The 17,706-nt window shown below is 44.4% G+C and carries 10 protein-coding genes; 7 read left to right on the top strand and 3 right to left on the bottom strand.

What is annotated here, in order from left to right; translation table 11 throughout:
• Positions 1-56 precede the first annotated feature (56 nt).
• Positions 57-320 (bottom strand): hypothetical protein, encoded by a 264-nt coding sequence (locus COW20_04090; protein ID PIW49967.1) that lies wholly within the window; start codon positions 318-320, stop codon positions 57-59.
• 259 nt (positions 321-579) lie between these two features.
• On the opposite strand from COW20_04090, the gene COW20_04085 reads away from it, so the two are divergent.
• From COW20_04085 to COW20_04075, 3 genes are all read left to right on the top strand, one after another.
• Positions 580-810 carry a hypothetical protein gene (locus tag COW20_04085; GenBank protein ID PIW49966.1) on the top strand — a complete coding sequence of 77 codons (231 nt, stop codon included), beginning with the start codon at positions 580-582 and terminating at the stop codon, positions 808-810.
• A 92-nt stretch (positions 811-902) separates the two neighbouring features.
• Positions 903-1,799 carry a hypothetical protein gene (locus COW20_04080; GenBank protein ID PIW49965.1) on the top strand — a complete coding sequence of 299 codons (897 nt, stop codon included), beginning with the start codon at positions 903-905 and terminating at the stop codon, positions 1,797-1,799.
• Positions 1,800-2,013: 214 nt separating this feature from the next.
• Positions 2,014-3,513: a hypothetical protein gene (locus COW20_04075; GenBank protein ID PIW49964.1), complete on the top strand. Its 1,500-nt coding sequence runs from the start codon at positions 2,014-2,016 to the stop codon at positions 3,511-3,513.
• Positions 3,514-3,923: 410 nt separating this feature from the next.
• Here COW20_04075 and COW20_04070 read toward each other — a convergent pair whose 3' ends face one another.
• A complete protein-coding gene (locus COW20_04070) occupies positions 3,924-4,235 on the bottom strand; it encodes a hypothetical protein (GenBank protein ID PIW49963.1) in 312 nt (103 codons plus the stop codon).
• A 137-nt stretch (positions 4,236-4,372) separates the two neighbouring features.
• Here COW20_04070 and COW20_04065 point away from each other — a divergent pair, with 137 nt between their 5' ends.
• From COW20_04065 to COW20_04050, 4 genes are all read left to right on the top strand, one after another.
• Positions 4,373-5,173 (top strand): hypothetical protein, encoded by an 801-nt coding sequence (locus COW20_04065; GenBank protein PIW49962.1) that lies wholly within the window; start codon positions 4,373-4,375, stop codon positions 5,171-5,173.
• 702 nt (positions 5,174-5,875) lie between these two features.
• Positions 5,876-6,823: a hypothetical protein gene (locus COW20_04060; GenBank protein ID PIW49961.1), complete on the top strand. Its 948-nt coding sequence runs from the start codon at positions 5,876-5,878 to the stop codon at positions 6,821-6,823.
• 196 nt (positions 6,824-7,019) lie between these two features.
• Complete coding sequence (locus tag COW20_04055) at positions 7,020-7,925, top strand: hypothetical protein (protein PIW49960.1); 906 nt, start codon at positions 7,020-7,022, stop codon at positions 7,923-7,925.
• Between the two features lie 123 nt (positions 7,926-8,048).
• Positions 8,049-8,348 carry a hypothetical protein gene (locus COW20_04050; protein ID PIW49959.1) on the top strand — a complete coding sequence of 100 codons (300 nt, stop codon included), beginning with the start codon at positions 8,049-8,051 and terminating at the stop codon, positions 8,346-8,348.
• A gap of 141 nt (positions 8,349-8,489) precedes the next feature.
• Here the strand turns inward: COW20_04050 and COW20_04045 are convergent, their stop codons facing one another.
• Positions 8,490-17,276: a hypothetical protein gene (locus COW20_04045; protein PIW49958.1), complete on the bottom strand. Its 8,787-nt coding sequence runs from the start codon at positions 17,274-17,276 to the stop codon at positions 8,490-8,492.
• Between the last annotated feature and the right edge of the window lie 430 nt (positions 17,277-17,706).

Below are 17,706 nucleotides of genomic sequence, written 5' to 3'. Positions count from 1 at the left end.
TCTCCGAAGCGCATGTATTCATCTTACAAAGAACCGGATTAAATGTCAAGATAAGTTTATAAAAAAATTAAATTCAGCTTAAGACAAAAGCGTAAAGGACACTGTTTATCAGCTTCCCTTTTCCAGGTTTGGGCGTAGGGCTGGGTAGGGGATAGATTCAGGTCTCGGTTCTGGGGTGGGCTCAACGGTCGGAAGAAGTCTGGACGATCAGGATTGAACCAGAAATTCTTCAAGGTCGCCACTTCACCTATGTCATAGACTTCCGCTCCACCAGCCAAAGGAGTGGAGTCTTTCACAGCGGGACCACCTGCATGCTCCATTGGAATCTTCGGGATCTGTCGAATCTCTGACCGTATAGACCTGAGTATCTGGAAACAGCTTTTTAGTAATTGCAGCAAAAGCCTCACACGCGATAAATTTACAGAGACTTAAGGCTAACAAAATCCCTGAAAAAGCTTCCTGAAGCGCCTTTGAGATTAAACGCCCGTTCTGACAGGAAACCATGAGCCATTTTTTCTCTTATTCTGCCAAATTGGAGGAAAAAAAATGTGACAGACTCAAACTCTCAGCTTAGGCCATATGAAAAATCCGCAAAAATTGAGTAAAAGCAAACCAAATCCAAACAATATAAAAAGAGAAATAAAAGCACTCATTGTTCAACTGTCGCGGATTTTTAAAGCAGTGTCAGCCTTGAAAAACCATATTTTAAATTATTCAAAAAATAAACAAAACAAGAAAAATAAATATATATATAATTTTTTTGAATTAAAAAAAAATATAAATTCATATTTTTTTTTAATTATAAAATAATATAATATAATATAACTAAAAATAAACTTTTTCATGTTATGCTTCACACAGGAAACAACCATTTCCAGAAAACAATTTAAAGGAAATATTTTATGATAAAAATATGTGATATTCAAAATTTAAAACGAAGTTCTTTTACTTCAAAGCCCCAAAATACTAAGCCGTTATTGATTTTAGCCACGTGTTCTTTGTTTCTTTCATTAAATGCTTGTAACCCAAGTGTGGGAATTCCTACTAGCGTTTTTGGTGCCACTGGTTCGACGGGTGCCACAGGTGCGACTGGGTCAACGGGTACCACAGGTGCAACTGGGTCAACGGGTACCACAGGTGCAACTGGGTCAACCGGATTTACAGGTTCAACGGGAGCTACGGGTTCAGAAGGTACCACAGGTGCGACCGGATCAACTGGAACAACAGGCGCGACAGGTGCAACGGGTTCAGAAGGTACCACAGGTGCGACGGGAGCAACTGGAACAACAGGAGCTACGGGCTCAACCGGATTTACAGGTTCAACGGGAGCAACGGGTTCAACGGGAGCAACGGGTTCGACTGGAGCAACGGGTTCGACTGGAGCAACGGGTTCGACTGGAGCAACAGGTTCAACCGGATTCACTGGAGCAACGGGAGCAACGGGAGCAACAGGTGCTGCGGGAGAAGATGCAACCACACCACCCTTTATTCGCTCAACAAATCCGGTAAATGGAGACACGGCCATTGAGCTTTATCGCTCAGTCACAATTACATTTAATAAATCTATGAAAGCCTCAACCATTAATGGCAGAAGCTTTGTTGTCAGAGATTCTGGAACAAACGCTGTTTCTGCGGTTGTGAGCTATGATGAGCTTACCAAAACTGCGACTTTTAATCCCAATGCCAATCTGGTTGCAAATACCAACTATACAGCGACCATGTCTACTGAAGCCATGGATACAACAGGTAATCCACTTGTGGTCAACTTGGTCTGGAGCTTCAGAACCGGTAATTTCTAAAATCCTTTTTCGATTTCACAACACTTCTGTTTTTTACTTTTTTCTTAAAAAATTATAAAATATTTATATAATTTGAAAATTAATTTTAATAAAATTAGCAATTATATTTATTCTTTAATTCACAATTAATCTATTTATTTACCTCCAGTCAAATTTGTATCAAAATACAAATTTGATTGTATTCAATATCCATGATGATTAAATAAAAATTCAAATGAAAATTAGGCCTATGAACACATACAAAACACACTCTTCCCTCGCTAGAACACTCTTTTTGGTTCTGCCCATGACATTACTCGGCACAATGCCTGTACATGCCGAATCTTTGCCTCCGGTATTCTCCTTTCAATTGGCATCATCAGTGGGTGATCTCAACGATCTCTCAAGCGACCACTGGTCTTATGAAGCTGTCAAATATTTGGTTGAAGAACTGGATGTAATGACACCCTTGACATCAACCCAATTTAAAGGGGATGTCATGATGACGCGTTATGATCTGGCGCAGGTTTTTTATAATATTGTTCGCAAACTCGAAGTCACCAATGGCAAAAGCATGGCCAATCTCTCTGATGCACCGCCAGAAGAACTGAAAGACGTCGATGACGAGCATAAAATGGTGGTCAATAGCGTTGTCAATGATTATGGCATTATGCAACCCATGCCAGGGCATCGATTTTTGGGTGATGAAGCCATCACCCGTTATGAACTGGCCCATGAGTTGAATAATTACTTTCTCTTGGTAGAGCGTCACAGTGGTCCACCGGCACTCGCTCAACGGGATCGCTCTTCTCAATTTACAGATTTGGCCAAAGAACATTGGGCAACACAGGCTGTGCGTGCGATTATTGACAAATACCAAATTATGGAAGGCTATCCCGATGAAACTTTTCGGGGTGGCAAGCGTTTGAACCGTTATGAAGCTGCGGCCACCCTGCGTGACTTTATTGGCTATGTGAATGCTTATCTCATGCCGATTGTACCCAGACCCACGCCAATGCCAACAGCCATACCCACCCCAAGCCCCACGCCTGAACCAACTCCTGTACCTTCACCCACACCTCGTCCCAAAGAACCGCTTAAGACATTTGATTTGCGCCTGGGCGGCGATTTCCGAGTGAGCAATGTCAGCTCAGGAGCAAGCAGTAATTTACTCAATGATTCTGCTTATGGAGCCAATGGTGAGCTGACGATCTGGTTCCCTAAATTGGGAAATGCCCGTTTTGGTGTTGATTTACATGCTGATTTCCTCAATTGGCATAAACCTGATGATTTCACTCTTTTGAGTAGTTTAAACCGCACCACCGCAGGTGGCAGTGTATTCTGGCGTGCATTGGGGGCAGACAGCAGTGAAGATTTCTCCCTGGTTTTGGGTTTGGGTTACGATCTGACCGCCCTTAACGGAAGTGTTAAGGCCAGTGGCAATAGTTATCAGGTAGTCAGCCATGGCCCCACTGGTACTTTGGGTTTTGAATACCCAATAGCCTCTTGGCTGAGTTTGGTTGCAAATGACCGCTTTACCTGGTTTTTGGGTAATCAGAACTTTGCAGATCGGTATGTTTGGCGCAATGATGCTTTTGTAGGGATTAATATCCCTGCTTATACCTTTGCCACTTTTGAACTCGGTTACCGAGATACCCGTTATATTCAGGCTGACAAGCCTGCGATTGTATTGGGAGATATAGGCCCAGAAGCCAACTTACGCTTGCGTTTTTAGATTCTAGTCAGACGATTGGCTCCGATGGTATATAGTGCATCTCTTCGTCAAAACACCGTCCTTTCCCATCCATTGAAATTGCAATTCCTTCGGCCGCCAGGCAAAAGTAGCAATCCATTGGGTTTGAAATTCGGTATGACAGTATTTTCCGGCTATACCAATCAATGATTCCCACCAGATAGACATGGCCTCGACCAATCGGTAAATAGCTGATATCTGCTGACCAAACTTGCCCAGGTCGCCCAATCTCCAAGCATCTAAGTAAATAAGAATACTTTTTATGGGTCTTATTGGGAATACTCGTCTTTGGCTCAGGGAAAAAGGTTTTCAGTCCCTGTTCCCGCTCTACCAGGTGGTTCAGCAAGCTTCGCCAACAACCCAGGCATCTCTGCTGTCCTGGGTTGTAAGGTTCAGCAAGCTTCGCCAACAACCCAGGCATCTCTGCTGTCCTGGGTTGTAAGGCTCAGTAAACTTCGCCAACAACCCAGGCATCTCTGCTGTCCTGGGTTGTAAGGCTCAGTAAACTTCGCCAACAACCCAGGCAAATATTCCGGGCAGAATTTGTTCCTTAAATGAGATCGCAAGCAGTTCTGTTTGGTCATAATATCGCTTTTTGAATCTATTACTAGCTTTTCTACAAACTCAACATTGAGATCCGGGTGCCCAGAGGCAAGCCACAGGAAAACACTGTCAGGCTTGTCAAAAAAATCCCAGTCAAGCATCGTTTCATAGATAGCATTTTAAAACAAAAGAAAATTAAAGAATTATTTAAAATAATAAAATATATATTATATTTATAAAACAAATATATCTTATAATCGATGTATAATATAAATATGTAAGTTTAAAGGATAATATTTTGAAAAATAATGTTTTTTCTAATTCGACAGGCATTGCCTGTCTTGCGCTGTTGGCAATCAGCGCCTGTAGCCCTGGCACATTGCCCGGCAATACCATTGGCGTGCCCGTTGGTTCGGGCAGCCAAAAAGCGAGTATCTCTGGCTCTGTGGTTAAAACCAATCTCACACCAGCAGAAAACGCAACCCTGGTGCTGATTCAAAGGATTGGCCAAGAAGACCGTGATGTGAAAATAGTGCGCAGTGACAACCGGGGTGAGTATCGTTTTAATGATGTCATTGCAGGTGAGTACCGCCTGGCCTATGTATTGCAAAGTGAATCCGAGCGCAAAGACCCCAAAAGTCCAGCCAAACGCTATGATCCAGAAAAGGATCCCCCCACAGGCCAGTACTTTTCTTTTATTAGCACAGATAATTTTATCTTTAATGGCAATGCCAATAGCTCTATTCAAGTTCCACAAATCAATATTGGCTGGAATACAAGCCTTGTACCCAATCATGTGACTGTGGCGAATAATCAAGCCATCACTTTTTCTTGGGGCTCAGCTGTAGGCGCTCTGTTTTACAGCTTAGATATCCGTGACAGCAATAATAATGCATTTTACAAATCACCCGAAATTTCTGGAAATAGCTTTAATTGGGGTGATTTAACCGGAAACCAAGGTAGCAATAAAGGGGTTAAATTGCATTCAGGTGTGTATTATTATCTCGTCAATGCCCGACTCAGCAATACCACAGGCTCAACGAGTCAGCCCACACCTCATGCGGGCGGCACAGCCTTGGCTCAATTTACAGTACCTTGAACCCTCTTTGTCTGCTAATCAATTTTAGAGATTAGAAACTGGCCCAAGCCTATCGCTTGGGCCAGAGTGTTATCAACCCACCTAGAAAGCACCTCTTGCCGGCCCTCTCTTTCGGGTATTGACGCTCAAATCACGCCATCAATCATGCTTTTTCCAAATATAGCCCATAGATGAAAATTGATAATATAAGAACAGTATTTCTATTATCAAAAAAAGCACTTTTATAATATTTTCAAATAAATACTTAAAAATAAAAGCTTTATTCAAAATAAGTCATTTATTTGGTATATAATCATATATATAGTGAATGATAACAAGATATTTTAAGGAAGGATTCAAATGTAAATTGAATCCCATATTTGTCTATTATTCATTTAATAGCTTATTGGTAATTCTGCTTGCACTGTGCTCTTTATTGCCAATGATTCCAACCTCCTTTCTCCCAAAGAAGTTTGACTGATAAAGTTTACTTGAATAACGCCAGATAAGTCACAAAAAACTTCATTTGTGAATTTACATTTTTTGTCGTATCTAAGCAGCTTATTTTCTGCACGCAAAAAAACTGAACTGTTCTTTTTTTGTTTCTTTACGAACATAAATTTTTAATAAACAGCCATTTTACTTACTCTCAACTCAGAAATTAAGTTGTGTTGGATTAGATAAGAATATATAAATCATTTTTTTAAAATATAAGGACGATCTATGAAAAAAAATAAATCCATGAAAAAAAATAAAAAAAAATGGACTGAAAGAGCAGAAATAACATCTTCAATCCAAAATTTAAAAATGGAAACAGACAATAATAGTGACAGTAGTATTGAATTGATTTTATTTGAGAATGATGAAAAAGCTGAGCCTGAACAGAAAGCTGAACCCAAAGAGAATCATCATGAGCCTTATAGCTTGGATCAAGCCAGGCAAGCCTATTCAGAAAATGAGCATCTTGCAGATAAAGCTGAACCCCAAGCTAAAATCACGGAAGCGCGGGAACATTCATCTGAAGAATGGGAACACACCAAATTGGCCTTGCGCAAACGCTATGCAGGCCATGAGACAGGTACAGCCCCATCGCAGCAACGCCAAGATCCCCATGAAGTGGTCGCCGCGATCATGAAACGCATTCAAGATTCCAGACAGGGTGAGAATCACCATCTTCACAATCAGGCCCCCAAAGAGATTCCCGCTTCTCAAGACGGCATCTTGAGAATGTCTGATGTGATGTCAACGCATGTCACTTGTGTGCTCGGTTCAACAACCCTTGAACAACTTGCTGGGCTGTTTAATAAACAACATATTATGGCCGCTCCGGTGGTTGATTATCAGAATCAAAAATATTTGGGTTTGATCAGCATGTCTGATATTTTCTCAGATACTTTTTCTGAGCAGTTGCTCTCAACAGTTGAAAATGGCGCTTTGGTTGATGAAGATTTTATGGATGTATTGGATCACCCCGTAAGAGACTTTATGAAAGAGCTAGAATATGTAGCCGTGCCACCCGATTGTCTCGTCCAAGAAGCCTGTGAATTGATGGTCACAAATAATCTCCATCATCTGGTTGTTGTTCAGAATGAGAAAGTTCAAGGTATCTTTTCTGCTTTCGATGCTCTGCGCATCTTGGCCAAACCCCAAGCTCAAAAGGAAACCAAATAATGTTATTCACAATGGCTGTTGTTCTGATTGTTCTTTGGCTGCTGGGCATGGTCACATCGTATACCATCAATGGCTTTATCCATATTTTGCTGGTGATCGCAATCATCATGTTTTTAGTAAGGGTCATTAATGGGGGGATAGGTAAGCGAAAAAGTTAGATTTTAGGCCGTTTTTACAGTTATTCAGACCTTCGCCAATGATGGCAATTAATTTTAAAGGAGGGATTGATATGAAAATCAAATCCCATTTATTTACTTCGTTTTGTCTTTCTTTGCTCATGTTCTCCCCTATCGGAATTAATTTTTCTGCTGCCCATGCGGCGATTCCCAATACACCCTCAGAAATCCAAGCGCAAATACCCGATCCAAAAGTCCATTTTCTCAGAGGGAATGATGATTCAGATCACCATCGCTATGAAAAGGCAATTGTCAATTACACCAATGCCATAGCACTCGATGCCTATTATTCGATGGCTTATATGAAAAGAGGCCTGGCTTATGCCTACTTAAAAAACCCCAGAATGGCACTCAAAGATTTTAGCGAAGTCATTCGCTTAACCCCAGACTACCTAGAGGCGTATCTGCGCAGAGGCTATATTTGGACAGAACGGGGCCAGTATGAAGATGCGTTAAAAGATTTCACAAGAGCCATTCAAGTAGCTCCAGAAGATGCCAGAGCTTATGTTCTGCGCGGAATTACACACGAGCGTTTGGAAGAAAGTCAATTGGCGCTGGCCGATTTAACCCAAGCGATTCAGCTCGACAGGGATTATCATGAAGCCTATTTAAACAGAGGGGTTGTCTTTGATAAAATTGGCAATCATTTGGCCGCAGTCGCTGATTTTACCGAGTCTATCCGTTTGGAGCCCACTGAGCCACGGGGATATATGTTGCGTGGCTTGGCATATGAGGGCTTAAAAAAACCAGACTTGGCTTTGGCTGATTATAAGCAGACGATTCTTTTGGATAAAAATTATGCAGAAGTTTATCGGCTGAGATCACTTTTCTACACCAGCCAAGGGCTTCAGAAAGAAGCGGGTGAGGACCTCGCTATGTTTAAACAATTACAATTGGTACAAAGCGGTATCTGGCGCACACGCTAAAACAGAGTGGGGTGGCTCTGCCAAGCTACACAATGATAGCCCAAAGAAAACCCCTGGTTTCTTTCAGACAAACAGAAATTGGCTACCTAAAAATAGCATCTCAGTAGAATTTAAACAACAAGGATGCAATCTATGAAAGCAAAAAAGTATTCAGAAATTCAAATCATGAGCAAGCTTCGAGAAGCTGACAAATTCAAGGCTGAAGGCAAAAGTATTGCCGAGATCGTAAAGACTTTGGAAATCACCATACCCACCTATTACAAATGGAGAAATGAGTATGGTGGAAAAGAAAAAGAGATTGAAAAAGAACTGAAGACCCTCAAAAAAGAAAACGAGCTGCTCAAGCGACTCGTTGCCGAAAAAGAGTTGGATATTCTGATGCTTAAAGAGTCCTATGATGGAAATAAGCCAGCCGCACTGTAATAGCAGGGCTTACTTTCCCACTTCCTCACAAGGCATTAAAGCAGTGGGTCATAACAAAAACCCATGCATGGGCAGAAACCAGGCCCTGAGCATCCCCACCATTTGAGACACCCTTGTAGTGTCTCAAATGGTGGGGATTGTTTATTTAAGATACATTTTGACCCTGTGTTTCTGGTGGTCATCAATGAGTACAATGGTTTGCCCTTGCAAAGGTTCCCCATCAAGCGTCAAGACATGGATTTGTTCCGAATCGTCTTTTGCTTGGATAAAGGTAATATGGTAAACCGTTTGCTTAAAGCGATAATGAATTTTGCAACTGGGCCAATCTTGAGGCAGACAAGGCCTCAAATGCAGTTGATTGCCTTCCAAATGAACACCCAATAGCGTGCTGATCAGCAATTGATACATCCAACCAACAGAACCGGTATACCAGGTCCAACCGCCCCGCCCGAGATGCGGAGCAACCGTATAAACATCTGCAGCCACGACATAAGGCTCCACCTTGTAAATGGCGATTTGTTCGGGAGTTCCGCCATGATAAATTGGATTGAGCATGTCAAAAAGATCCCAGGCTTTTTCGGTTTCTCCCATCAACGCAAAAGCCATGGCTGACCAAATGGCGGCATGGGTATACTGGCCGCCATTTTCACGCACACCTGGAATATAGCCTTTGATATAGCCAGGATTGAGAGCGGAGTGATCAAAGGGTGGATCAAACAATTGCATCAAACCTGGCTCAGGTTTGATCAAGCGCCGTTCAACAGCAGCCATGGCTTGGCCTGCGCGAACAGCATCACCCGCCCCGCTGATAATCGCCCAGCTTTGGGGCAGAGAATCGATTTGACACTCTGAATTGGACTGAGACCCCAAGACCTCTCCGTGATCAAAATAGGCACGGCGATACCATTCACCATCCCATCCGTGGGCTTCAATATTGTTTTGTAATTTCAAAGCTTCACTCTGGCAAAGAGCAGCAAAATCAGAATCGCCTTGAGCCTCAGCCACCGGCGCAAATTTTGTCAGCACATCATATAAAAAGAAGGCCAGCCAGACACTTTCACCTTTGCCTTGATTGCCCACCCGATTCATGCCATCGTTCCAATCCCCGCAGCCCATCAAGGGCAATCCATGCTCACCAAACTTGAGCCCATATTCAATCGCTTTAACAGCATGTTGGTAGAGTGTGGCGGTTTGTTCTGAATGATTGGGCAAGTCATAACACGATTCTTCGTTGGGATTGAGTTCCCGGCCTTCTAGCCAGGATACTTCTTCTGTGAGCAGATCCAGATCATCTGTTGCTGTCAGATAATGACAGAGTACATAGGGCAACCATAAATAATCATCAGAGAAATGGGTTCTGACTCCTCTGCCTACCGGCGGGTGCCACCAATGCTGAACATCACCCAATTCAAATTGATGGGCCGCAGCCCTGACTAATTGAGAGCGGGTAATCGCAGGTTCGGTATGCACCAAGGCCATCACATCTTGCAATTGATCCCGAAAGCCATAGGCCCCCCCTGATTGGTAAAAGCCTGTACGCCCCCAAATGCGACTGCTGATGGTCTGATACAAGAGCCAGCCGTTTGCGAGCAAATTGACAGCCGGATCGGGGGTATCGAGATTAATCACCCCCAGCGTCTGATTCCAATAAGACCAAACGCCTTCCAGGGCCTGTGTGCAGGCCTCTGACCTACGGAAACGCTGAATCAAGCCGTGTACTTCATCGGCATTGCGACCGACACCCAGGCGAAAAGAGGTTTCACGTGTCTGTCCGGCTTCCAATTCAAAATGCACCTGCAGCGCGCCACAGGGATCCAGGCCGGCACCTACTTTGCCAGACAAACGGCTTCGTTTTAAGGCCGCAGGCTGTGTCAGTGTGCCATTTCTACCGATAAACTCTTGCCGATCTCCGGTCAGTGTTCGGGTAATATCATTGACATCTAAAAACACAATGCATTCAGGAAATTCGCCATTGTAATTATTGCGTGCCAGCAATGCTCCTGTTTTGAGATCGACCTCGGTCATGATATGCAAGAGATTTTTAGACCTGAGTTCACCCAAAACCCACTCAAAATAACCCGTTACCGACAAGCGGCGCTTTCGCCCTGACACATTTCGCAATTTTAAAGACAAAAACTTGACGGCGGCGTCTCTGGCGACATAAACCCACAATTCAGAGACAATCTCATTCTCACTGTGTTCGAAAACGGTATAGCCAAAACCATGGCGAATGGTATAGGGCGTTTTACCCGTGGCAGGCAAAGGCGTCGGAGACCAAAAGTAACCAGTTTCTTCATCGCGAATATAGAGGGCTTCACCGCTGGTATCTTGTACCGGATCATTGCTCCAAGGCGTAAGGCGAAACTCATGGGCATTTTCAAACCAGGTATAAGCACCACCCGATTCTGAGACAATTGTCCCAAACGTTTCATTGGCAAGCACATTGACCCAAGGAGCGGGTGTCATTTGCCCCGCGTTTAGGGTTATCACGTATTCTTGGCCATCAGGGGTAAAGCCTCCCCAGCCGTTTTTAAAGACCAGATCCCGGATCTGAGGTGTTTGTTCTTGCTCCGGTCGCCAGGTTTTACTCGGAATCAAAGCCGGGGTCTGAGGAGCCAAAATACGCTGTTTTGCCAATTGACTGCTCAGGTCGCCAAACTCATCATCAAAAACAATCCGCGCCACGGTATACAATAAAATGCGATCCTCTTGCGGAATTTGCTCCAGGCGGCGAACAAAAATACCCCCCGCTTGATCCAACATATGTGCATGGCTGCCAGAGGCCACCAAGTTGGTAATTTGGTCGTTGAGGGTTTGGCGGTAAAGGGAAGTATCTGCATTTAAGATCAACAATTCAGCGACCAAACCCTTGAGCCGCCAGTAAGCATGCGCCTGAAGCATTTGATTGATCAGCGTCAGTTTTTCTGCTTCATGAATACAGAGCACAACCAGCGGAACGTCTCCAGATATGCCATAACTCCAGAGCCCACTTTGACCCCGCAGGTTCTTAGCAATCAGACTGGCACTGGCGCGTCGATTGGAATCAGCATAGATCAAGGCACTGGCCATATCGTTAAAGAGCTGGGTATCTCGCTCGCTGGCATTGAGATGGTGTAAGGTCACTTGGCTGTGGGTCCAGGCCAGATCAAAAATGCGTTCAACCATACGCACACTTTGGTATTTTTCGACCAAAGCCAAGGTTTCTTTGCGACTGCCACTGATTCCCATAATCAGATCGATGGTGATCGTTGCATCGGGCAAAAGCGTGACCGAATTGCGCAAAGCCAGAATGGGATCCAAAACAGCGCCAACCGTATTGGATAAATCAGAGCTGCGATGCATGGCCTCTGGATCCTCAAGCGTTCTTCCGCGTCCAATAAATTGAGAGCGATCTGTTTCATATGAAAGGCCGTCGTGATTATTTTCGTTTGCCAATAAAAGCTGAAACATCCAGGGAGATTCTTCCTCGGCAGAACTGGCGCGGCGGGTGCAAAGCAGCACAGAAGAATCGGGCACAAATTCGGTCTGAATGAAAAGACCGCTAAAAGCAGGGTGAGCGGCTTCTGCTGCAGGCAGAGCCAAAACAACTTCAGCATAGGAGGTAAATTCCAGCTTGCGTTCAAGCGAAGAGCGGTTATTAATCGTAATCCGCCGTATTTCTACGTCATCTTCGGGGGAAACTGCAATTTCGGTGTGGACACTGAGCCCTGCATAGATATGGCGAAACTCTGCGCGGGCCTGGGTAAAAATAGCCTCGTAGTTTTTAGTTTTACAGAGGGTAGGTTGATGCGCTGTTGACCAAAAATCCCCCGTTTCCAAATCACGCAAATAGACAAAACTGCCCCAGCAATCACGGGTGGCATCTTCACGCCAACGGGTCAAAGCCAGCTCATTCCAACGACTGTAACCACCGCCAGAACTGGTAATCATGACATGGTAGCGACCATTGGATAAAAGATGGACCTTCGGAGATTGGGGACTGGGATCGGTAAAAACGCGCATCAGGCCACTGGATTCTCCTCCATTTGCATGCTCTGTTTTGCGCACAAGATCTTGCGGAAAAACGCGTGCTGCAGTTCTGGGAACCCGCTCTTGCAAAAGTAGATCTGTGGCTTTGAGTGCTGGGCAAGCCATAAAGCGACGGGGCATGGAATTGTCTTGCAATAAATTGACCAAAGCCAGCAAGCTCATGCCCTGATGATGGGCCATAAAGGAACGGATTGTGACACTGGTTTCGCCAGGAGGCAAACGGGAGGGTGTGTAATCTATCGCTTCGTAAAAGCCATAAGGCCCTTCGCGCCCGTCATGTGACAGGCGCAGCAGATTGTCACAGGCCAGAACAGGCTCTACCAAAAGCGCCAAAACACTGCTATAGGGTGCGATCACCAGATCTTCAGCCAAGCCCCGTTTCAAGCCCAGGCCAGGCACGCCAAAAGCACGGTATTGGTAATTCATCTGCTGATCGGTTTGGTTATATGCTGACTCTGAAATACCCCAAGGTACTTTGCGCAGGTTGCCATATGAAATTTGCTCACTTACAGCACGCTTACAGGTATGATCGAGCAGGGTGTTTTCATAATTGGGCATGACCAGCATGGGCATCAGATATTCAAACATCGAGCCACTCCAAGAAACCAAGAGCGGTTTCGCCCTTGAAGCAATCAACAAACGACTCATCGAAAACCAATGGTCCTGAGGGGCCTGTCCCAAGGCAATCGCGATATAGCTACATAAACGCGCTTCTGAAGCCAGCAGATCATAACAACTGGCATCCGTGCGGTGTTCACTGACATTGAAACCGATTGAGAATAAATTTTTGTCTGTATCCAGCAAAAACTCAAAATCCATCAGGGCCATCTCATCACTTTCCTGGGCCAGTTTTTCTAAGTGAATCAAATATTGCTGGGCGTGTTTGCTGGCTCTGTAAACGCAAACCAATACTTCAGTCAGACGTTTATGGGCCAAAGCTTGTTCTGATTTACGTTCTTGGCCCGATGAAAGAGAACGATTATAATTCTGCAAAGCAGCTTCTATCAGAGGGCAGAGTGTTTGGTCTAAATGGGCCAAAGCGTTCAATGATTGGGGCTGCTCTAGTTTATTGAGTTCTGAAATCAGTTCTTTTTCTGAAGCCAAGCTCTGAATTTGAAAAGGATCACTGAAAAAAGGCAAGGCCAACCAGGGCGTTAAATACAGCAGTTCATCTAATTGGGCCTGGCAGTTTTCCGCTAAGGTAAGCAACCAATTTTGGGCACTCTCACTCACATCACTTTGCCCAACGACAATCTGGCTTATTTTTTCTTTCACCTGGGTCAATAATTGAAACGCGGCAGTGAGGTTCACAGGGTCGCTCTTTAACAAAGATGAGATCGCAGCCAGCGCGTGCTCCTCTGGTATCAAGGCTTTTAAAACGGCAACCGTATCTTCTAAACCGGCAAAATTCTGAAGTTGAAACGGTCTTTGTTCAGATAATTCCCTCAGCCCCGCAGCCAAGGTCAGCAAATGACCCGCCAGATTGCCACTGTCTACACTCGATACATACAGGGGCAGCAGGGGTTTTAATGTTCGGGTCTCATACCAATTGTAGAAATGCCCACGGTAGCGTTCCAATTGCAGCATCGTTGTAAATGCCGCCTGAGAACGCTGAATCAGTCCAGCCAAAGACAGATAGCCAAAATCATGAGCCGCCAGGTTGGCCAAGAGGGCCAAGCCCATATTTGTGGGTGAAGTCCTTGAAGCAATGATCGGGGTCGGGATTTCTTGAAAATTATCAGGGGGCAAATTGTTTTCTTTTGCCGTCACAAAGGTTTCAAAAAAGGCCCAGGTTTTGCGGGCCGTTCGTCTTAAAAACAAGATTTGTTCTGGGCTTAATTGAGCTGTCGTTGCGGCTTCAAAAGGCTGACTGATCCACCAAGCCAGCACAGGAGCAACAAACCAGAGTAGCAAAAATGGCAAGAAAATAATCGGGGGCAATGGCTGTGGCAAAAACGTAAGATAAAGACCTGCTGACAGTGCCAGTACGGGAGCAAACCACATATTGGTATAAAAAGAGCTCAAATGGGTTCTGCTTTTTTGTTCAGAATCACTGGAAGTCTGCCATTCAAGCAGGCGTTTATGGGTGATCAGCAGGCGCAACAGACTGCGACTAATGGCATCCAGGCTGACAAAGACATCATAGGGTAAAAAAGCGAGGGTGAGTAAACTCTGACTCAATTGCCCGCCCCATTTTCCGGCCAGAAGCTGAAAGTGCATGCCCCAGAGCAAATCACTGGGTTTGTTCAAACTATTGACTAAAAGTGAGAGAAATCCAGGCATGACAACGAATACAAGTACCCATAAAACCCCTTGAGTAGCATATTCAGGCAAGAAACCCCAACTCCCCAGCAGCAAACAAAGCAGGGCAATCGGAACCAAGCTGCGCCTGATATTATCTAAGATTTTCCATTGTGAAAGCCGCGAAAGCGGGTTGGCAATGCGGCGCACGTCAGAACCGGGTACCCGGGGTAAAAGCCATTGGGTAATTTGCCAGTCACCGCGTATCCAGCGATGACGGCGATCCATATTCACATTGTAATGAGAGGGATAGGCCTCGTAGAGCTCTACGTCGCTGACCAGAGCTGAACGGGCATGACAGGCTTCTAATAAATCATGGCTCAGAATTGTATTTTCTGGGAAGCGTCCCTCTAAGGCCTTTTGAAAAGCATCTACATTGTAAATCCCTTTGCCAATAAAAGAACCCTCTTGAAAAACATCCTGGTAAACATCTGAGACTTGCAGGGTATAAGGATCAATACCGGCATCTCCAGCAAATATGCGTGAAAACCAAGAGCGTCGGGCACTGGGCAAACTGACACCCATACGGGGTTGCAAAATGCTATACCCTTCAGACACAATGCCATGCTTAAGATCAAAGACAGGGTGGTTTAAAACATGGGCCATGGTCCCCACCAATTGGCGGGCAGCATCGCGGGGGAGCTGGGTATCGGTATCGAGGGTGATCACATATTTGACCTCTTGTAAGAGCTGAATATCTCCCACTGTTTCAGAAAAATAGACTTGTTTATCCCCACGCAGAAGCGCATTAAATTCAGACAGTTTGCCCCGTTTGCGTTCATAACCCATCCACTTGTTTTCTTTGGCATTCCAACGCCGTGGACGATGAAACAAGAAAAAACGGGTCTGACCCTCTCCTTGATATTTGCTATTCAAGTTTTTGACTCCCTCACTGACCTGCTCAAGCAAGGCCAAATCACTGGGCACAATTTCACTAGCGGCATCAGCAAAATCTGTCAGCAGGGCAAAATGCAGGTAGGCATCGCGGTTGGAAAGATGGTGAATTTCTAAATTCTCAAGTAAGTTTTCAATCCCCTGCGCGCTGGTGAGTAAAGTGGGCACCGCCACGATGGTGCGACATTCTGGGACAATTCCTTTTTTAAAGTCAAGGCGGGGCAAAAGATGAGGCTTGACCAATATCATCGAAAACCAATTCATAAAGCCCACAGCCAATTGACTGGAACAGATCAAAAAAACCAAACCCATCAGCAACCATTTCCAGACAGGGAGCTCAAATAACCCAATCTGCCCTAAAAACAAGCCGGTGCTTAAGCCGGTGGTCAAGACGATGCCACCGGTATAAAACAGGAGTGGAAATTGCAGGACAGTGTGTTCAAGTTTTGAAATCCAGGGCCACTTTACATTTGCCTTTTGACCCAGCAGGGTGCGACCTTTGTCGATTAAATAAAAGCCCACATGGGATTTTCGATCTTGCTCGCCTTTGTGTTGGACACTCTTTGTTGTCAAGGCAATTGCTTTTTGAGCGATATCTGCTTCTGAATAGGGACTGTGTTTTGCAAAAAATTCGACAGCATTGCGATAGCGGTCGCGGGTCGCAAAATCCATCTTGGCATAAACACCGGCAGGATCTGAGCGCAAAATAGCTTCTACCTGACTGAGGTTTTCGACAAAATCTTTCCAATTTAAAGTATTCAAAAGCCGCAAACTGGTAATACTGTGACTGACAGATACCTGTTCAGCAGCCTGGTTCTGATTTTCGATTTGCACCAATTGTTCAATCGACAAACCATGAACCAAAAGCCATTGCTCAAGCCAGGTGCGGGCAATATGTAATTCAGGACTGTATCGCGACAGACGCTGTGAAAATTCAGCAACAAAAGCACTGGATAAAGGCAAGTCGGATTTTGCCATTTCTGCAACCACGACCACCAAATAAGAGGGATTCTTCGTCGCCATCTCTTGAAGCCGCTGCACCCACATTTTTGCCAGATTATAATCTTTGCGGGCCAGACGCAAACGTGTGGTAATCCGCTGCAGATTTTCAATCAATCCCAAGCGCAACATAATCGGAATCGCCCATAATTCGCCCAAATTCAAAGGTCTGATACTTTGATAAGCAGCAACAAAAGCACTCAATGGCTCCGAATCAATTTGAGCATCGACATGGGAAATATATTCAAGTACAAGAGCATAGACGCGTGGAAGACCAGCAGAAGCCCCCTCTAAAAGGACAGGCAACTCTTGACTATAGCCTTTGGGCAAATGTCTTTTGGTAATTTGAATCTGCTCCTCGATCAGATAAAAATTGTCCAAGAGCCACTCAGATGCTGAAGTGATGCGTTTGCCCGGTTGGATCTGGAGCACTTCGTGGATAAAGGCATTGAGCTGTTGTTCATTGAATTCCAATTGAGACAAAAGGGGATTTGGGCTGTGTTCTTTTGTTCTGAGATGGAGGTTTGCCAATGTGTGAGCATGTCGGGTTAATTGTTCGAGACTGAATAATTCGGCCCGTAAATAAGGTGTTCGTACCTGAGAACTTAAAGCACCTTTCCGGGCCTTCAAAGCTTTCAAAGTTGATGATAATAATTGAATGGTATCTGTGCTTTCTAGCTGCCATTCACTGCCAGATTGATTCAAGATTGGATTGCACTTGAGAGTAAAAATGAATCTGTCAGCTTCAGCTTTAGGAGAATTTACTCAGTTTCCAATGGCAACTGAGTAAGAAGAGGAAATCATTTGCAAAAATTTCGAAGTCGCCTTCTCTATTAATTGTAATGCAATTATTGAAATTATTTTGAATAAAATTAAATAATTAAATAAAAATATTAATTTATAAAAGAAAAAGAATTTTATTTTTGCTCTAATTTGTATTAAGTCATAATAAGTGTTAGTCTATTAACTGTTGTTTCGGAGAATTAAGCAGCCACACATCGCATGAAATCTTCCAATGAAGTATTTTTGTTGAGGAGACCGTTTTGAAATACCCCAGAGACCTTCAATATGCTGGGCATGGGGCTTGAATTTCTTGGTGTACCCATAAAGGGTAGATCTCATCAATAACCAGAAT

The organism is bacterium (Candidatus Blackallbacteria) CG13_big_fil_rev_8_21_14_2_50_49_14 (assembly GCA_002783405.1).
Lineage (GTDB): Bacteria > Cyanobacteriota > Sericytochromatia > UBA7694 > UBA7694.
Note: the sequence above shows the minus strand (reverse complement) of the source record. Positions and strands in the feature narration are given on the sequence as shown.